This is a genomic window from Sphingobacterium detergens, from assembly GCF_003610355.1.
In the GTDB taxonomy this organism is placed as follows: domain Bacteria; phylum Bacteroidota; class Bacteroidia; order Sphingobacteriales; family Sphingobacteriaceae; genus Sphingobacterium; species Sphingobacterium detergens.
In genome coordinates this window covers 1,479,489-1,499,453 of sequence record NZ_RAPY01000001.1, presented here as the reverse complement: position 1 = coordinate 1,499,453, position 19,965 = coordinate 1,479,489, and the positions used below count along the sequence as shown (strand labels likewise).

Below are 19,965 nucleotides of genomic sequence, written 5' to 3'. Positions count from 1 at the left end.
TATGGATGTACCTGATTATTTGATCTTATCGAATGCTTGTTGTAGATCGGCTTTGATATCATCAATATGTTCGATCCCTACAGAAAGACGCAATAACCCCGGAAATACACCTGCATTTGCCTGATCTGCATCACTTAACTGTTGGTGCGTCGTTGCAGCAGGGTGGATGATCAATGATTTGGTGTCACCTACATTGGCCAGATGGCTGATGAGCTCTAGGCTGTCGATAAAAGCATTTGCTTTTTGTGCAGCATCACCTTTCAACTGGAAGGAAAGGACAGCACCATAACCGTTTTTGAGATATTTTTGCGCATTGGCAAAGCTTGGTGAACTTTTTAATCCTGGATAATTTACCTTCTCTACCTGTGGGTGGGCTTCAAGCCATTTGGCAACCTCTAAGGTGTTGTCCACATGGCGTTGCACGCGCAATGACAGTGTTTCAAGCCCTTGTAGCAATAAGAATGAATTGAATGGCGAAAGTGCTGGACCAAAATCACGTAGGCCTTCAACACGGGCGCGGATAGCAAATTGAATATTGCCAAAAGGTCCTTTTTCACCGAATACTTCAGAAAATACCAAACCGTGATAGCCCTCGGATGGTTCGGAGAATTGTGGGTATTTTCCATTGCCCCAATTGTAATTTCCGCCATCAACGATGACACCACCGATACTTGTACCATGACCGCCGATCCATTTTGTTGCGGATTCAACGACAACATGTGCACCATATTCCAACGGTTTGAACAGATAACCTCCGGCACCGAATGTATTATCAACTATTAAAGGTAAATCATATTTTTTAGCAACAGCAGCAATTTTTTCAAAGTCAGGAATGTTGAAACTAGGATTGCCGATGGTCTCCACATAGATAGCTTTGGTTTTATCGTCAATAAGCGCTTCAATTTTATCTGCTTCGGCATCAGTTGCAAAACGGGCTTCAATACCCAAGCGTTTGAAAGCAACTTTAAACTGGTTAAATGTACCACCGTATAGGTTAGAACCTGCTACGAAGTTATCACCGTTTTCAAGGATATTGTTTAAGGCGATAAATTGTGCCGCTTGACCCGAAGCAACAGCTAATGCCGCAACTCCACCTTCCAACGCCGCAATACGTTGTTCAAAAACATCCGTCGTAGGATTCATGATCCGTGTATAGATATTGCCAAATTGTTTCAGCGCAAATAGATTGGCTCCATGTTCAGCATTCTCAAATACAAATGAAGATGTTTGGTATATAGGTACCGCTCTGGATCCAGTAGTTGGATCTGCCACTTGGCCAGCGTGAACTTGTAGCGTCTCGAATTTTAGATTTTTGTTGGAAGACATAATATATCAGATTTTAAGGGTTCAAAAAAATGTTAACAAGGAAAAAAAGGAAGCATACACACCTGCTGAAAAGGTCTGTTAATATCGTTATCCGGGAAAAAGGAAAATGATGCTTAACAAGTTGGAAGGTGCATATGCATGCGCATTCGCATAGACATGGCAATGCTATGTGTTGCTCCTTTACCTGTTAGTTGGTTCGTCTGAAATGAACCTAAATTGTTGATGGTTTTCTGTAATGTAATAATCATTGTCTTATTTCATTTATATGCTCCAAAACGATATTGCTTTGGACAGGATTTGGCACCTTTTCAACCAAATTGAAGGTTGCCAGTGGGTCATAGAGCCAGTCTCTCGCCACTTCTTTATAAATCAAGACCTGCTGATTAAGGAAGGTGTTGATTAGAAATCTTCATCTGAAGACACTGCAAATATAAACTTCTTTTCTATTAATGCAAAAGAAAAACAATTTTTTAATTAAAACTATTTTGTAAATACATGTTCCCAATACCCTATAGAAATATAGGCTGAGTTGAAAATCATGTAGTTATTTATTTTTTAAAGGAAGAGGTTCACCTTATTTTTTACTGCCTGAGATATGCTCCGCAATTTGATCCAAATCGGTCAATAACGGCTTTAACTCATCTATTCTGACATAGATGTCGTTGTGCAGGACTTCCGGATTCTTTTTACTGATGGAAATGGAAAGTCCGACAAGATGCGAATTGACGCGATAGGAGAGTGCCTGAAAATGGTGAATATGGGACCAGTCTATCCATTTGTGCTCAGGTTCTTTTTTCATTTGGTTGATGGAGTCCGAAAATAGGGCCATCGCTGTTTGCGCCTTTTTGCGCGCTAACCGGATGTCAAAAGAGCTCTGTAGATTGTCCGATAGGCGTTGGTTGATAATCTGGAAGTAATGTTGGTTGTAACTTGCTACCTCCTTTGCCAGATGCACTAAGCTTGAGCTTTGGCGTACTGGAATCAGGAAGTATCCTGCGATGGTCAGAAATGCGCCTACCAATGTAAAAGCCATGCGGCTGCCCAAAATAAGATTGATATTACCTTCAAATAGGTTTAGCGCAATGACAACGCCCAATGTAATAAAAATAACACTGACCATATAATTGGATCGGTTGAATAGAAAGAAGCCAAAAAGACCAATTGCCGATAGGCTCAACAAAAAGGGGAGGCTCTCGAAGAATGCTAAGCAGGAGATGCCGATCAAAATACCTGAAAATGTCCCTACAATCCGTTCGATGTTGCGGGTTTTGGTCATCGAAAAGGCGGGTCTCGCTACGATAGCGATCGTCAGCAAAATCCAATAGGTATATTTGAAGTCCAAAAACAAAATGCCGATCAATGCGCCAACACTAAAAAGTAGGGCCATACGTAGCGCAAAACGAAATAGCGGATTTTTAAGGTGAAGTTTGTTTTTGATCTCACCCAGACTGCCCAGGGGGCGATTGATAAATTGTTGATATTCCGCTGTATCTATTTTGTCCTGAATTTCCTGATTCTGATAAAAAGCAACCTGAATCCGACGCAGCACCTCAAGAATAGACTCCATATTGGTAATAATAGACTGTAGGATAGGGCCGGCTGGACCGGTTTGTTGTTGCTGAATGTTTTTAAGCTCGGTCAGGCGTTCGTTCAGTTTAATTGTATTGTAATACAATTGCTGTGCATATCGGAATCTGATATGTGGCTGTGAAAAGCTATCAATTTCTAATGCCAATAATTTTATTGCACGACGGATCACAGGAAGGCTACCCGTATTTGCAAGATTCTTGCGGATTGCATCATAGTCATGGTCGAGTGCGATGATGAGCTCGTGCAGATCAATCAGACCATAAACCTGACTGAGCCAATAATTACTTTTGGGCCATTGATGACCAATAATTTTTTTCTCGCGGAACAGTAATGAACGGATCTGTTCCTGTTGTTCACTGATCTGACCATGGATTTTGCCCACGCGACTGTAGGTAATGTCCAGTGGAATGTTGGGGTCATAGGACTGAGCGCGGATCAGTAAGAATTGAGATAAACCCTGAAAGCCATTTGCCATCGCATGCTTCAAGGAGCGGTAGGGTCTTATATAAGCCTGTAGCAAGCTGAACAAATAATAAATCGCTGCTCCTGTAGTGATTTGCAGGCCGACCGCCAAGGGATGTTTTGGTGCCAGACCGATGACAAAACTCATTAAGATCAAAGTCATGTTGCCGATTGCAGCATAACGCGGGCCAAACAAACCATATAAGGTAAAGGTAAATCCGGCTAAACCAAGGAGAATAACCAAGGGCCAGTGAAAAGGGAATAAGTAAGCTGTGAGAAATGAAGCAACAAAGAATGTCGGAATGCACAGCAATGCGGAGGATAGTTTATCCTTGCGGTTGCCTGGAGGATCCGTCAAAGTCGTCAACAAAGAGCCTACACCAATTCCAATAGCGGTGCTCGCCGGAACCCCTAATAGATAGATTGCTAAACTCGGTAAAATACTGATGGATACATTTCGCAGCGCGTCACCACTGTGCTCGCCTCGGATAAATCGAATAACTCGGCTATAAATACGGTTGAATCTTTTCTTTAATGACACGGTGCCCATCAATCAGTTTACTAATTTTCGTTGCAAAAATACGAATATTATGCTTAATATTTTATATATACATTTTATTTATTTTGAATATGGTTGTTTTTGTGAATTTTTATTTTGAAACAAGTGCTGTTTGAAGCGCTGTTTTTTTTACGCACACTCATTAGCGGTACCGATTGGCATGTTTGGAGATGGAACAGCCTTTTTTTGAAGAATTGTAATAGCCATCTCATTGTATGGATGAAATGTGGTTTACCGAGGTTATTTGGCTTTCTACCGACTGTTTTTGGTTATCTATCTATTTCTGCTGGTCAGCGTGTAATGAAAATCCGAGGTTTGTTGTCATCAATATATATAAATGCGTATTGCTGCCCTAATTGATGATATAAAGATTTACATGATGAAACCAAAGAAAAATAAATCGTTGCTACTGTCCATTCTAATAATCCTGATCTCTGCCTGGGGAACAGTTTCTGCACAATCTGGAGGAGGGAGGCTACAGGCTGTTGTTGTTGGTCAGGATAATAGTCCGCTTGGTGCGGCCAGTATCTCACTGTTGCGTAGTCCGGGGGATATTCCGTTGAAAGGGACGTTGTCGAAAGAGAATGGAGACATTGAGTTTGTGGAAGTGCCCAGCGGAAAGTATATGATGCAAGTTTCAGCAGTAGGTTATACAACTTACCGTTCTACCGAAATTACATTGAAGGCGGGGGCGATCATGTCTTTGGATACCATTCGCCTACAAACGGAAACACGAGTTTTGGGCGAGGCTCAGGTCGTTGGTCGGAAACCCCTAATTGAAAGTCAAATTGACAAGATTGTCCTCAATGTAGAGAATAGTGTATTGGCAACCGGAAATAACGCATTGGAACTTCTGCAAAAAGTTCCCGGTGTGACTTTGGATAATAAAAAAATCAACCTGCGCGGTAAAAGTAATGTGATTATTATGATCGATGGAAAGCCTACTTATCTCTCTGCAGATGAAGTTTCCAGACTGTTGGAAAATACGGCTTCAAATTCAATCGCCTCGATTGAGGTCCTCACCAATCCGCCTGCGAAATATGATGCCGCTGGAAACGCTGGTATTATCAATATCAAAACCAAAAAAAATACACAATTCGGCAGTAACGTTAGCTTGAACTTCAATCTTGGACAGGGAAAATATACAAAAGGTGATGGCGGTTTCCTGGTCAACCATCGCAACAATTGGGTAAATCTGTTTGCTTCCTATAATTACCAGAATAGTTTGGGCTTTAATGATTTAACGATCGATCGTTCTGTCAGGGATTCAGTAGGAACAACCTATTTCAATTCGGATTCTTATTCGAAATTTCGTTATCGCGGACATAACTTTAAATTCGCTGCAGATTTTAATCTGGGCAAACAAGAAGTACTTGGCTTTGTCGTCAATGGTAATGTGAGCAATGGTAATTCTACACGGCAGGGAGATAATTTAATCGCTTCGGAAAAAGGAAAATTGGATTCAGTTGTACAGGGAAGCAACTTTTCGGATTTCACCTATCACTACCTGGCTTACAACCTCAATTACAAAAAGACATTCGATACATTGGGGACTGAACTGACAGCAAATGCAGATTATTCGTATTCCAAAAATAACGATAACAGCACCGTAAAAAACCGTTTCTTAGATCCCAATTGGACGGAATTTAAACTGCCAAAGATTTTTCGAAATGACATGTTGTCCAATACCAAAATTTTAGTTTTCAAAACAGATTTTGTCCATCCCTTTGACAAAACAACAAAACTCGAAGCGGGGCTGAAATATAGTCGTGTGAAAACGGATAATATTTTGATCTATGAGGATCAAAACGCGGCAGGGGAATTTGTGCGAAACGAAAAGCAGAGCAATCAGTTTTTGTATAACGAAAACATCGCAGCAGCATATTTTACGCTGAATAAGTCCTTTGGAAAGTTTTCTGTACAAGCCGGACTCCGTGTTGAAAATACCAGTTCATTGGGTAATTCAGTAACCTTAGGACAGCAGACAAAACGTAATTATACGGATTTCTTTCCAACGGTATTTATACAACAACAGATCAATGATAATCACAAGCTTGGTCTAAGCTATAGCCGAAGGATAGACCGTCCGGATTATGGTGCGTTGAATCCTTTTATCTACTACCTGGATCAATATACCTATCAATACGGTAATCCTTATTTAAATCCACAATATACCAACTCCTATGAACTGAATTATACCTTTAAGGAGCGTTATTTGTTGAGTCTGGGTTATAAGAGAACCAATGATGCGATCACGCAGGTCATAGAGAGCAATTCAGAGACCAAGGCCATTGCACAGACGGATCGGAACCTGACCTATTTCGATTATTATAATATGAATATCAATATACCGGTTAAAGTGCTTAAATGGTGGACTACTTCCAACAACTTGACCGCGTTTTATAGCAAATATAATTTTGACGAGCGCTCGGGTGCTCAACGTCAGCTGGAAAAGTTATCTTTTCAGGTGAGCTCCAATCATGATATCCGCATTGGTGAGACAACCAATGTGGAGCTGACCGCCAATTATTTTTCACCCGCTGTCTATGGTGTCTTTAGTTTTAAATCTTACTATGGAATCGATCTCGGAGCAGGGAAAACCTTTCTTGATAAAAAGCTGAATGTGAAGCTAGCCGTAAATGATATATTGAATACCAGAGGTCAACGGCGGTTGTCCAGTGTTCAGGAAAATGGGTATTATCGCATTCGAAACGGACACGATAGTCGAGTGGTGCGATTGTCTCTTTCTTACCGTTTTGGAAACGTCAATATTAAGTCGGTGAATAAGCGGGCCGGAAATAATGATGAGGATAACCGTTTGAAAAAATAGTAGCTGGGTCGGGTATTTGTTTAGCTCAACTGGCAATATATAAAAAGAAGAAGAGCATTCCAGACGGAATGCTCTTCTTCTTTTATATTTAAACGATATTAGCTTAAGAATAAAATCTCTCTCAATTTTGGAAGAGGCCATTTTTTATCGTCAACGATTTTTTCCAATTTGTTGACATGGTAACGGATCACATCAAAATATGGTTTTACCGATTCATCATAAGCGATTGACCGCTCACGGATATCTTCGATCTGGTTTGCTTTTTTACGCTCTTGACGCATAGCTTCCGCTTGTTCCAAGATTGTGTTTACATGTGTCGAGATACGTTCTACGAAATTCAATTGTGAGCTAAATGCTGCTTGAGCCAGACCTAAGTCTTTCAGGCCTTTCACATTTTCGATCAACTCGTTTTGGTAGATGAAACATGCTGGTGCGATTTGGTTATTGACCATCTCTTCGATCACACGAGCCTCGATTTGAAGTTTCTTGTAGAAGTTTTCTAACAAGATCTCATGGCGTGCTTCTGATTCACGTCTTGTGTAGATGCCCATTGCTTCAAACAAAGCCAATGACTCTTCTTTTACGTAGACGTCTAATGCCTTAGGAGTAGATTTGATGTTTGAAAGACCGCGTGCTTCCGCTTCTTTTTCCCACTCTTCGCTGTATCCATTTCCTTCAAAACGGATAGCTTTTGAATCTTTGATGTATTTACGGACAACATTTAAGATCGCAAGATCTTTTTTCGTGCCTTTTTTGATCTGTTTGTCTACTTCTATTTTGAACTCGTTTAATTGTGCAGCAACGATAGCATTTAATACCGTCATTGGTAGGGCAGAGTTTGCTGAAGAACCTACAGCGCGGAACTCAAATTTGTTACCCGTAAATGCGAAAGGTGAAGTACGGTTACGGTCCGTGTTATCCAATTTCAATTCTGGAACTTTAGGGATACCGTGCCACAAGTTTGCTTCAGCTTTAACTTTCTTGGCTACACGAGCTGATTCTACTTCTTCCAATAATTCGTCTAATTGAGAACCTAAGAAGATCGAGATGATTGCTGGTGGCGCTTCGTTAGCACCTAAACGGTGGTCGTTGCTTGCACTTGCAATAGATGCACGCATTAAATCTGCATTCTCAAATACAGCTTTGATGGTATTGACAAAGAATGTCAAGAACATCAGGTTATTTTTAGGTGTTTTGCCTGGAGACAATAGATTAACACCAGTGTTGGTAATTAAAGACCAGTTGTTGTGTTTTCCAGAACCATTGACACCAGAATATGGTTTTTCGTGTAACAATACTTTGAAGTTATGTCTCAAAGCAACTTGCTCCATCACGTTCATCAACAATTGATTGTGGTCAATTGCCAAGTTGATCTCTTCGTACATTGGCGCACACTCAAACTGTGAAGGTGCCACCTCATTGTGACGCGTTTTTAATGGAATACCTAATTTTAACGCCTCATTTTCTAAGTCAACCATATACGCTAATACACGCTCTGGAATCGCACCGAAGTAATGGTCTTCCAATTGTTGTCCTTTTGCAGACATGTGTCCGAATAACGTACGTCCAGTCAATTGAAGATCAGGGCGTGCATTGTATAAAGAAAGGTCAACTAAAAAATACTCTTGCTCAATACCAAGAGAAGCGTTTACTTTCGTGATTGATTTATCAAAATATTGTGCAACTTCAGTTGCTGCTTTATCAACTGCATTGATTGCTTTCAACAAAGGTGCTTTATAATCTAATGATTCACCCGTATAGGAAACAAATACCGTAGGGATACAAAGTGTTTTACCTGCACCAGTTTCGTAGATAAATGCTGGCGAAGATGGATCCCATGCCGTATATCCTCTTGCTTCGAAGGTGTTACGGATACCACCATTAGGGAAAGATGAAGCATCTGGCTCTTGTTGAACTAAAGCATCTGCCGTGAACTTTTCGATTGCTTCGCCATTTTCATCAGGCTCAAAAAATGCATCGTGTTTTTCAGCTGTCGAACCCGTCAAAGGTTGAAACCAGTGTGTGTAGTGGGAAACGCCATGATTCAGGGCCCAAGTTTTCATTGCTTGCGAAATGTGCTCAGCTAAATCTCTTGAAATAATCTGTCCTTCTTCAATGGATGCAACTAACTCCTTGTATGAGTTTTTAGGAAGGTAGTCTTTCATTTTGTTTACGGAAAAAACGTTCTTTCCGTAGATGTCAGTTGCTTTTTTAGTTTCAACTTTTTCAAATTGTGCAATCTGGCGTGAGCCCGCTGCCTCTACTGCTTTGAATCTTAGGTTCGACATTTGTATTTTATAATTAAATTACAGTTTTGTTGATTTTGTTTTTCAAAAATATTGTGTTTTTGCGGAAAACTGAAATTTTTTTTGATTTTTTTTACAAAATGTGTCTTTGAAATTGGTTTTTGGTTAAAAAAAATAGGTCGACTTGGATAAATCGACCTATTTTGAGTGTTTTTAGTTGTAATCAAGTCCCCAGTCTATTCCTTTTAAGGTGGCCGGTACTCCTTTCTTCAACCAATTTGCCGCAGGAGCTCCTTTTAAGTAGTGATCGAAGAACTGCTGTTCGCGAATCTGTATATCTTTTCTGTTTTGTCGTTGAATCAAATTATGTTCGTCGCCATTATAGTTCAACATCCAGACGGGTTTGTTTAACCGACGCAATGCTGTAAACATTTCGATGCCTTGGTACCATGGCACAGCACCATCATTATCGTTGGCCATAATAACAACAGGTGTATTTACCTTGTTCATGTGAAACAGGGGCGAATTCTCCAAATAGAGTTCGGGCGCCTCCCATAGGGTTTTTCCGATACGGCTTTGTGTATGCTCGTACTGGAATTGACGTGACATACCCGACTGCCAACGTATTCCCCCATAAGCGGAAGTCATATTGACTACTGGTGCTCCGGTCCATGCTGCAGCATACATATTGGTGCGTGTGATCAGGTGAGCTACCTGATAACCGCCCCAGCTTTGCCCCTGAATGCCCATTTTGGTGCTGTCTACCCAGGAGTTTTGTGCTAAATAACGCATTCCCGAATTGATATATTCCTCTGCGGACTTTCCGGGATGTCCGGTTTCATAACTGATATTTGGTGCAAATACCAAATACTCGTTGCTTACGAAATAGGGTATATTTAGTCGCGAAGGGGTAGGAGCAGGTGGTTGGTAGGTATAAAGACCATCCGACAGTTTCTCGTAGAAATAAGCAATGATCGGGTATTTTTTTGCAGGGTCAAAATTTTCAGGTTTGTAAAGAATACCTTCCGCCTGATGACCTGCTGGTGTGGTCCAATGCACAAGTTCGGCAGTGCCCCAGTTATAGTTTGCTTGTTGTTTATTAATATCGGAAAGTTGCAGTTCATCTTTGAACTTGATACTATTGATATAAACGTTAGGCGAATTGTTATAGTCTTCCTTGCTATAAAGGATCGTTTGTTGATCAGCAGAAGCATTTATATTTCTAAATGTTTTTGGTTCAACAAAAAGGCTTTTGGGATCATTATGCTGCCCTTTGAATTGATAAAAACCAGATTCTTTGGTTTTATTGTCAAATGATGTCAGGAAGCCTCCTTTTTTGTAGTCCAGGGTCAATGGCTGATCACGGTCTTCATCACGTCGTAAAGGGAGGTAACGGAATGTCGTTTGGGAAGCAGCACCATAACCGTTGGTGAGAATGGATTTATTGGATCCATCCAGATTAAAATACCAGATGTCATAACGTGAGTTGAGGTATACGCCTTTGTAGTCAGCGCTCCAGGCTGCCATACCATATCCCTGTGCTGCGGTAGGCATATCGTTCTCCTCATCAGCAAAGGATGCCGGGATACCTTCGTTTAATACGACCTTCCTTTTAGAGCTAATCTGATAAGAATTCCAGGTTCCTTTCTCTTCATCGAAATAAACGACATATTTAGCATCTGGACTCAGCGCCACATTTCCCGAGAAGTTGGAAAGAATTAATTCCCGTTGACCAGTCCTTGTTGAGACCAGGTGGATATCTTCTTTTGTGCCACCTTTCCATTGACTTTCGATCCGTTTACCAAAATCTGTACGCGCCAATACATACTCTGCGTTTCCATCCGCTGTAAGCGTCGTGGAATTGAAGGTCTCATCTGTCAGTGGGATAACTGTACGATTGCTTTTGGGGTAGGTAACCGCTAAGAAATTTTTGGAAAGATCTTTTTTTAGGTTGACCAGTTGCATGGGTTGTAAGTAGTCATCCTGCCAGCCCCACACATCGACTTTGGCATGTTCAAAATCAACTAATGTCGTGTCTTTGACACGGGGGATAGGTGCGATACCAAAGAAAAGCTTTTCACCATTTTTGCTGAACCGGATATTTCCATCTCCGCTGACTGCCCAGTTTTTGGGAATACCCGAGCTATTTTTGGTAGCTAGGTACTGTGCGGTATCGATACCATTGGTATAATAATAGAGGTTATAGTTTTTAACCAGTGCTTTTTCCTTGGAGAGATCACCTAAGTAAGCCAGTTGATTACCCGTTTCATCAAAACTGAAATTTTTGTATTCACCTTTGCCTGTTGATATTTTTTTTAGGTTTTTGGTTGCTATATCATATAAATAGACTCCAGATTCTCTAGAAAGGCTGTCTTTTGCGTCAGTTTTCTTTGAAAAAACAAGTTTTGTTCCATTTTTGTTCCATTCATATTGATCTACTAGGGAGAATTGGACCGAATCTCCAGAATTAAGATCATATAAAGCTAATGTAGCGACGGCTTTCTTCTTTTTGTCGTTGCTATTTTTCTTGTTTTGAGTAGTGTCAGCCGGATTTTTGGATGAGCCTGTTTTTTCGTCCGCTTGTTTATCAAATAGGAAGGAAACAAAATTGTTATTTTGTTCTGCAACTTTATAGGATTTCACCTGTGCAAATTTAACAAGCGAAGAGCTGGTTAAATTGTAGATTGCCAGAGAGTCTTTAGGTAAATCCTCCGTTTTTTTCTTTTTGATTTTTGCCTCACGTGTTACGGCAAAGGGTGCTTTGATTAAGCTGATCAAATGATTTTCTGTATCGGTCAGTTTTCCATTATAGCCCCGCGGAATCTGAATCAATTCTTTGTTTTCTTTTGTTTTCAGGAACAGTTGGCTATCTCCTTCTTGTGGAGCAACCTGAAAGAGTACAAATTTACCCGATTTACTGATATAGGGAGATGATATGCTTTGCCAGCTATCATATACCGTATGGTCCACTGGTTTCTTTTGTGCGTGCACAGCTAAGGTCGCGAGAAAACAGAATGGGATACAGATATTTTTCTTATTCATGTTTAAATTCTTTTGCTGCAATTTATCTATAAAAAATAAAAAATCGTTGATTTTTTGGTATATTCATTGTTACGTAAATATAAAAAACTGATTATGAAATCATCATCTATTATTGTTTCTGTTATCGTGAGCGTCGCCGTGTTGCTTACTGCATGGATCCTGGGCAATGCATATCGGTATAAATATAAATCCACACAAACAATTACCGTCAACGGCAATGCAAAGAAAGATTTTGAATCTGATTTGGTAAAATGGAACGCAACTTTCAGTAGGAAGAACTTTGAATTAAGTGCGGCATCGGCACAATTGGCAACAGATCGTGATCTGGTACGTGACTTTTTAGTGCAACAAGGGATTAAAGTAGATGAAATTCGTTTTGAGGCCGTGAATATCGCTAAAGATTTTGAATACCATACCGATGGAAAGGGGAACGGTTATAATACATTTTCGGGTTATACCTTGTCACAGACAGTAAGTGTGGAATCCAGAGATCTGAATAAGGTGGACAACGCTTCAAGGGAAATATCAACATTGATCTCGAAAGGAATAGAGCTGAGTTCGAGTACGCCAAATTATTATTACTCAAAATTGGAGGATCTGAAATTAGAACTGATCTCCCAAGCTTCAAAAAATGCACACCAACGTGCCGACAATATTGCCAAGGAATCGAATGCAGGATTAGGTAGTCTGGTGAAAGCCGATCTGGGAATTTTTCAGATAACTGGTCAAAATGATAACGAAGAGTACTCTTCGGGAGGAGCTTTTAATACAACTTCACGTAAGAAAACAGCGAATATAACGGTTAGAGCGAGTTTTTTGAGTAATTAACGAAAAATTATTTGACTGTATTTCAGTGTACTATTGAATTTAAGTGGAAATTTGTTCAAAAAGTTTTCTCTTTTTCAATAAAAAACCTACTTTTGCATCATCCCAAACGGATATGCCCGGATGGCGGAATTGGTAGACGCGCTGGTCTCAAACACCAGTGGGAAACCGTGCCGGTTCGACTCCGGCTCCGGGTACAAAATCCCTCTTTACGCAAGTAGAGAGGGATTTTTTTGTGTACTTTATCAGGGGCATAGACCGAGAGAGGTAGATCGGGGATCAGATGCAATAGCTGTGAACTGAACAAATCTTGTATTCATTCAGTTCACAGTAGGGTACAATTTTAGAAAGCCCTTATCCTGGTTTTAGGGACAGGTCATATTCATGCGAACCTCTTCTTAAGCGCTAATTTCAAGCTTATAGCCTTTCCCACGTATAACAACAATATTGATCTTCGGATCAATTTCCAATTTTTTTCTCAGTTTTGATATAAACATATCCAGACTGCGCCCTACAATAACACCTTCATCTTCCCAGATCTCTTTTTGCAAGCGGCTTCTCATGATAGTTTCGTTTGGTGAGGATGCAAAAATGAGTAGCAGACGGGCTTCGGTTCCGGTCAGGTCTATCGTTCTGTCATGGATAATCAGTTGTCGTTCTTTTGCGTTGAACAACACTGATCCCAGGGTGAACAGGGTGGTCGACTGATCTTTAGCTGTGTTTTTTCGCGATTTTACAGATCTCAAAAAAATAAATCCAACAATAGCTAAGATCGGGAGACTGCCCAGCAGATAGCTGTTTTTAGTTGTATGAATTCCTGTCGGTTTGAATTTAATATTGATCATGTAACAGGCACTAGGTTGTACTCTTCCTATACAGGCGATAATATCGTCTTTTTTATTTTTGGATATGGAATAGCTGTAGGCCACATTGGAATTGCCGCATTTTACAACACGAACAATATAATCGACAGCGAAGGGGTCTTTTGCTAATAGACGTCGTGTTGTATTCACCAAAGAATCCGGCTGAAAACTGAAGTCATGCTCAAACTTGATCTGATATTCGTTTTCCGCAACCTTTTCTATAGGGAGCACCCTTGACGTACTGTCACCAGTCTGTAAGAGTAATTCGTGTCCGATTCTGCGAAGCAAAACTTCCCTTTTTGCGAAATCAAAGTCGTCGGTATTGTTGATGCTAAAAGAACCGAAGACGATACAAATAGACAGGAGCAGCAAGGACCCATATACATATCTACTTCTCATTTTGAACAGTTTTTCCTTATATAACATGCTATTTACGATTTATTTACAAAGTTTACATTTTTATTTACAATCCAAATTCCCCGGACTGAAAAATACCAAAGTAATTTCGCTGTATCAACTTTGATATGGGATGAAAACTAAAAAAACTGTGTTATGGCTTGTGCTGATCTGGCTATTGGGAATACTTGATTTTCACCGATTGACCCGGCCGAAAAACGATACCCGAGCTGTCGTATGTCAGCCCAATATTAAAAAAAACAAATTGTTTTGGAAAGCACCGACTTAGCTCCGCTTTGGCACGATGACTAATATGCCCATTGAAAGAAATAAATTATAAAAATAAAAGAGCAGATTTATCCAAAGGTGTTTCTGTCCATTAAATAAAAAATCATGAAGTACATATTCATATATACGTTACTCTCTGTATTTACCGCTAGTAATTGTAGCGCACAGCACAAAAAAGCAGCTGAACAAATAGGCAATATGCAGTCTGAAGTAGACCGTATTCCATCTGGAACTAATACCGCTTCTTCGCTGCATGGCCCAAACAGTATCGTACGTACAATCAAACAAGATCGAAAAGGGAATATCTGGATGGCCTCATGGGAGGGGGTATTTCGATATGATGGAAAATCGTTTACCAATGTAACCAATCAAGTGAGTTCAGCACGTTTTTTTTCTGTGTTAGAAGATAAAAAGGGAAACTTTTGGTTTGCTTCTATCGGTTCGGGTGTCTATTATTACGATGGAAAATCCTTTCGGAATTTTACAAGCAAGGATGGTCTTGCCAGTGACCGGGTAACAACTCTTTATGAAGATAGGTTCGGTTCTATTTGGTTTGGCTCCGATAATGGGGTAAGCCGCTACGATGGGAAATCTTTTCAAAATTTTAAAATGAAGGAAGGGGCTGTTGCGATTAACAGTGATTCTGTCCACGTGACCATTTACCAACAGCAGCTTTCGGAAAATCATCCCATGCACAATGATGTGAATGCTATTGTTGAAGATAAGTCAGGAAAACTTTGGTTCGGTACCAGGGGATATGCTTGCATTTATGATGGAAAGACATTTACGGTTGTAACCAATAAAGACGGAAAACCATTTGCAAATGTCAGGTCAATAATCAAAGATAGAAAAGATAATATTTGGCTAGGAGGTTATGATGGTCTTTGGCGTTATGATGGCCGTACATTTACCAATTTTACCAGGAATTTTGTTGGATATATCTACGAAGACAAAGAAGGCAATATTTTGACCAGCTCAGAAAGTGCTGATAAGAAAAGCTGGGTGCTTTCCCGTTATGCAGAGAAATCCTTGTCGAATGGGTATCCAACGGTAACAGAAATCGTAAATAAACCAATGATCTTCGGGATTTTAGAAGATGATAAACGCAATATTTGGTTTGGTTCACTAGATGGTGTGTCTGCTTACAATGGAAAAACCATCACAAACTTTAAAAGGAAATAGGGGCTTTTTTCTTTGCCGTTTCTAGGCTAGTTCTTCGAGACTTCTTCGTACTTTCTAGGGACCTTCCTTGGGACTGCTTTGCTGTTTGTTTGCTATTTCTTTGCTGTTTCTTTGGTATAATGGTAATAAAATAGCCTTCAAAGGGCAAACAAATGGCAAAGCAAGTGGTATGTTGTCCCAAGCAAAACGATAATAATGTCCGAATAAATGCTCGTAAAGTTGATGAAAAGATATATAGTCTTTTTTTGTATAAACCTTTTTTATTATGAGAATTCTTGTTTAAATTGGAAATACCAAATATAAACTTGGATGAAAGCAGTATTTTTATCTTTTGCCTTATTCTGTTCCTTTTTTGCCTTGGGGCAAGACCGCTTTGTTTTGAAAGAAAAAAAGAAAGTTAGATTCCCGTTTCTATTTGTTCATAATCTGGTTATTATTCCTGTTCAGGTGAATGGATATACGATGAACTTCTTATTGGATACAGGGGTCAAGGAGACCATGATATTCGGAGAAACGCTGAAATCGATTGATAGTGCAGTCTTCGTTAATAAGTTTCAGGGCTTAGGCAAGGATGAGGGTTTGGATGGTTATCTGTCTGTCAATAATAAGGTTAGCGTTGCTAATGTGTATGAGGATCTGGATCAGCCCATTTATATTCTTAAAAATGCACATATTGATATTTCTACCCGAATCGGGGTGGAGGTAAATGGCATCATGGGGAGCCGTTTTTTTAGTGATCACGTTGTTGAGATGGATTTTTTGAAACACCGGATTACTCTTTACCAAAAGGGAGAGTATCCCAAAGGACTCGCAAAGATGCAACGTCTCCCGCTCGACATTTTAAATAGCAGACCGTATATCTCCGTTGCTTTTAATCAGGATTCCGCAGACATTGAAGGCCGCGTATTGATTGATATGGGTAATAGTGATGCGTTGATGCTTATTCCGTCCAAATTAAATGATTTTGCAATCAAACCTCCTTTTATTGATGACTACATTGGTCAGGGATTCAATGGCGAAATCTATGGGAAAAGAAATCGGATCAAATCCTTGGAGCTGGGACCATTTAAGATGAATTATCCTTTGGTAGCCTATCCAGAATTGAGCTCTACACAACATGCAACTTTTGTAAATGAACGAATAGGTTCTGTCGGAAACGAACTTCTACGTAGGTTTAAGGTTATTTTCGATTATCCCAATAATGTCGTTTATCTCCAAAAAAATAGAAACTTTGATAAATTCTATTACTTAAACATGAGTGGTCTCGAAATTATACATGATGGGATAAAATATGAGAAAGAGGAGGTGCCTGTTTATTTAAAGAAAGATGGTGGGACAGAGATCCGTATGGACAACAGTTTGCAGTATCGCTTTGTACTGAAAAATATGTATAAAATTGCAACTGTTCGGGCAGGTTCTCCAGCAGCAATTGCCGGATTAAAACCGGATGATAAGGTGTTGAAAATCAATGGACGTTCGGCTTCTTCCTATTCTTTGGAAACTATTCATACGCTTTTCAAATCAGAGGAAGGTAAAGAAATTCGATTTAAGATCGAAAGAGACGGACAAATGATGGAATATACTTTCTTTTTAAAGGATCCGCTGCCTTTTAATGCAAATTAAATTTTGTAAAATTTGGAAAAGTGGAAGAAACTTATTTACCTTTGCTGCCGATATTAATTTTTAAACAATTTAAAGACGAAGAACTATGTTGGTCTCCAAGATTAAAACAAAAAGCGCTTTTGCAGCAAATGGATTTGCCGAAAGCATTCTTCGTGCTTTTCTTCACATATAACGTACTCGTTACGACATGAAAAAAAGCCCGAAGATCATTCGGGTTTTTTATTGCCTTCTATTTTCTGTTTAGCCAGCTTGCGCAGGTCATATTTTGACCGGTCGATGGTATACCGTACTGGCCATTATGTGCATCAATGAGATTGGTGCGTAACCGTTTTGTTCATAATACAGAACGTAAAGCGCTGGCAGCTGGCAAATAGCTATTCAAGAAAAAGAAAACCCGAATATTTAAATGCGCTATCCCTGAGATGGATAGGACAGTATATTAAGTTTTTTTTAAAAGAATATGGGAAGTAAATTATCGGGGAAAGACCTTATTAAAATCGGTTTTCCACAGAATAATATAATGAATGTAGCCTTAGGGCTAATCACACGTTACCGAAGGGGAGAAAAGAAAGAAAACATCCTTTTGGAAGCAAAGAAGGTGCTCGAAGCGCCTGAAAAATTTAGGGAAGATGCTGTTTGGGCCAAGCTCGCTGAGGGTTTGATTCAACCGGTTGAAGCGCGCAAGCAACAGCTCAATAAGCAAATGGTGCCTTTTACCATCTTTGGTGAAAATGAAATTGATGAGCAGGCCAAAAGACAGCTGTATGAGGCCTTGAAGCTGCCTATCGCATACAAAGGCGCATTGATGCCAGACGCACACATGGGTTATGGTTTGCCTATTGGCGGAGTACTGGCAACGGATAACGCCGTGATACCTTATGGTGTAGGTGTGGATATCGGCTGTCGAATGAGTCTGTCTATCTTTGACCTACCGGCAAGTTATTTCAAAGGACGGGAATTCCAGTTGCGCAATATACTGAAGGAGAATACCCAATTTGGTATGTACGATACGCATCGGGAGAAACAAGACCATGCTATTTTTAGCAGATCGGAATTTAAAGATATTCCTTTGTTGAAATCGCTGTTGGACAAGGCTTACAGGCAACTCGGGACTTCGGGTGGTGGAAATCACTTTGTTGAATTCGGTGTGGTTGAATTACATCAGGTTCGTTCCGGGTGGGGGATTACCCCTGGGTCTTATCTAGCAGTACTATCGCACAGCGGATCCCGTGGTTTGGGAGCCAATATCGCTAAACAATATACAAATTTAGCCGCAAAACAATGCCCTTTACCACGTTCTGTACAACATTTGGCCTGGTTGGATCTGGATACGCAAGAAGGTCAGGAGTATTGGCTGGCAATGAACCTTGCCGGTGATTATGCTCGGGCCTGCCATGAGGACATTCATAGGCGCTTGGCAAAAGCGTTGGGTGAACGGCCTGTACTGACCATTGAGAACCACCATAATTTTGCCTGGCGGGAAATGGTCGATGGAAAGGAATGCATTGTGCATCGTAAAGGAGCAACTCCAGCAGGGCAAGGGGTATTGGGAATTATTCCGGGGTCTATGACCGCACCGGGTTTTATTGTTGAGGGGCGAGGGAATCCTTTGAGTATACAATCAGCTTCGCATGGTGCTGGACGTATAATGTCCCGCGCAGCCTGTAAAAGTAGTCTCACCAAAAGTGCCATGCTCAAAGAATTGGAACAGCATGGTGTGGAGTTAATTGGCGGGGCGCTGGATGAAGCTCCGCATGCCTATAAAGATATCCATCGGGTGATGGGCTTGCAAAATGAGTTGGTTAATGTACTTGGGACATTCAGTCCGAAGATTGTTCGTATGGATAAATAAGACGGGATGGAAAAGTATATTTTAATTACTTCAGGACGAGGTCCTAAGGAGTGTAATCTAGCTGTCCAACTGGTTTTGGAAAGGATGCTGGCGGAAGCGGATCAATACGGGGTGAAGGTAGAGACGGTGGAAGTGGAGAAAATAGATGGGTTGCCATGCTCGTTTGTATTAAAATTGAGCGGTAGAGAAATCGCCGTGTTCATGGATCGTTGGATAGGTACAATCTGCTGGATTTGCCAAAGTCCTTTTCGACCGAACCATCGGCGTAAAAATTGGTTTGTGGAGCTGAAGGACTGGTATCCGGCAAAAAGTGTCGCGCAAATGAATCTAAAAGATGTGCAATTCAAAACAATGCGGAGCAGTGGTGCTGGCGGGCAGCATGTGAATAAAGTGAGCTCAGCTGTCCGAGCGACCCATCTTCCTACAGGATTGATGGTGCAGGTAATGGATACGCGTTCCCAGTTGCAAAATAGAGAAATTGCTGTTTTGCGTTTGGGGGAACAGCTGATGGCGCTTGAACGATTACAAAAGGCCGCAGCGGAAAATCAGCGTTGGAAGGACCAAGTTGCTATTGAAAGAGGTAATTCAAAGCGTATTTTCTTTGGGCCTAAATTTAAAGAACAGTAATCATTTCTCCATAGACTAGAGATGGTGGCAATCTGAATTTCTTTGTATCGGTAAATAATCTGTTTAAGCCCTGGTCATCCGTGATCAGGGCTTAATTGTTGGCCTGACCTGGTCATCCCGGCTTGGTAAAGGTTTATAATAAGGAAGAATTTGCGCCTGTTGCATTAATCCTATATTTCAATTAACCCTAGTCTGGCGGAAATAATTTAACATTTGATGTTAAGATGTGGGCAATACTGGGTAATATACTCCTG

At 40.5% G+C, this 19,965-nt stretch carries 12 protein-coding genes, 1 tRNA gene and 1 riboswitch; of the genes, 7 read left to right on the top strand and 6 right to left on the bottom strand.

Annotation, left to right across the window (positions count from 1 at the left end):
* Positions 1-15: 15 nt before the first annotated feature.
* The 3 genes from DFQ12_RS06495 to DFQ12_RS06490 form a co-directional block, all read right to left on the bottom strand.
* Entirely contained in the window at positions 16-1,326 is a 1,311-nt protein-coding gene (locus DFQ12_RS06495; RefSeq protein WP_077434955.1) for an O-acetylhomoserine aminocarboxypropyltransferase/cysteine synthase family protein, read from the bottom strand.
* Positions 1,327-1,439: 113 nt separating this feature from the next.
* Positions 1,440-1,574, bottom strand: a complete 135-nt coding sequence (locus tag DFQ12_RS28465; protein WP_257089796.1) for a hypothetical protein — start codon at positions 1,572-1,574, stop codon at positions 1,440-1,442.
* A 10-nt stretch (positions 1,575-1,584) separates the two neighbouring features.
* Positions 1,585-1,697, bottom strand: a riboswitch (SAM riboswitch).
* Positions 1,698-1,900: 203 nt separating this feature from the next.
* Positions 1,901-3,928: an FUSC family protein gene (locus DFQ12_RS06490; RefSeq protein WP_120258149.1), complete on the bottom strand. Its 2,028-nt coding sequence runs from the start codon at positions 3,926-3,928 to the stop codon at positions 1,901-1,903.
* Positions 3,929-4,313: 385 nt separating this feature from the next.
* Between DFQ12_RS06490 and DFQ12_RS06485 the strand changes: the two genes are divergently transcribed.
* Entirely contained in the window at positions 4,314-6,767 is a 2,454-nt protein-coding gene (locus DFQ12_RS06485; RefSeq protein ID WP_167457203.1) for a TonB-dependent receptor, read from the top strand.
* Between the two features lie 98 nt (positions 6,768-6,865).
* Here DFQ12_RS06485 and DFQ12_RS06480 read toward each other — a convergent pair whose 3' ends face one another.
* Together DFQ12_RS06480 and DFQ12_RS06475 are read right to left on the bottom strand one after the other, a co-directional pair.
* Positions 6,866-9,055: a glutamine synthetase III family protein gene (locus tag DFQ12_RS06480; protein ID WP_120258147.1), complete on the bottom strand. Its 2,190-nt coding sequence runs from the start codon at positions 9,053-9,055 to the stop codon at positions 6,866-6,868.
* A gap of 171 nt (positions 9,056-9,226) precedes the next feature.
* Positions 9,227-12,055 (bottom strand): S9 family peptidase, encoded by a 2,829-nt coding sequence (locus DFQ12_RS06475; protein ID WP_120258146.1) that lies wholly within the window; start codon positions 12,053-12,055, stop codon positions 9,227-9,229.
* Between the two features lie 93 nt (positions 12,056-12,148).
* Here DFQ12_RS06475 and DFQ12_RS06470 point away from each other — a divergent pair, with 93 nt between their 5' ends.
* Positions 12,149-12,883: an SIMPL domain-containing protein gene (locus DFQ12_RS06470; RefSeq protein WP_120258145.1), complete on the top strand. Its 735-nt coding sequence runs from the start codon at positions 12,149-12,151 to the stop codon at positions 12,881-12,883.
* Positions 12,884-12,997: 114 nt separating this feature from the next.
* Positions 12,998-13,077, top strand: a tRNA-Leu gene (locus DFQ12_RS06465).
* Positions 13,078-13,278: 201 nt separating this feature from the next.
* Here DFQ12_RS06465 and DFQ12_RS06460 read toward each other — a convergent pair.
* Positions 13,279-14,142 carry a winged helix-turn-helix domain-containing protein gene (locus tag DFQ12_RS06460; RefSeq protein ID WP_244211687.1) on the bottom strand — a complete coding sequence of 288 codons (864 nt, stop codon included), beginning with the start codon at positions 14,140-14,142 and terminating at the stop codon, positions 13,279-13,281.
* A 390-nt stretch (positions 14,143-14,532) separates the two neighbouring features.
* Here DFQ12_RS06460 and DFQ12_RS06455 point away from each other — a divergent pair, with 390 nt between their 5' ends.
* The 4 genes from DFQ12_RS06455 (at position 14,533) to prfH (ending at position 19,711) form a co-directional block, all read left to right on the top strand.
* Entirely contained in the window at positions 14,533-15,609 is a 1,077-nt protein-coding gene (locus DFQ12_RS06455; RefSeq protein WP_120258143.1) for a ligand-binding sensor domain-containing protein, read from the top strand.
* A 309-nt stretch (positions 15,610-15,918) separates the two neighbouring features.
* Positions 15,919-17,232 (top strand): PDZ domain-containing protein, encoded by a 1,314-nt coding sequence (locus DFQ12_RS06450; protein ID WP_120258142.1) that lies wholly within the window; start codon positions 15,919-15,921, stop codon positions 17,230-17,232.
* 460 nt (positions 17,233-17,692) lie between these two features.
* Complete coding sequence (locus tag DFQ12_RS06445; protein WP_120258141.1) at positions 17,693-19,084, top strand: RtcB family protein; 1,392 nt, start codon at positions 17,693-17,695, stop codon at positions 19,082-19,084.
* Positions 19,085-19,090: 6 nt separating this feature from the next.
* The gene (prfH, locus tag DFQ12_RS06440; protein ID WP_120258140.1) at positions 19,091-19,711 is read left to right on the top strand and encodes a peptide chain release factor H; all 621 of its coding nucleotides are present in this window, start codon (positions 19,091-19,093) and stop codon (positions 19,709-19,711) included.
* Positions 19,712-19,965: the final 254 nt, after the last annotated feature.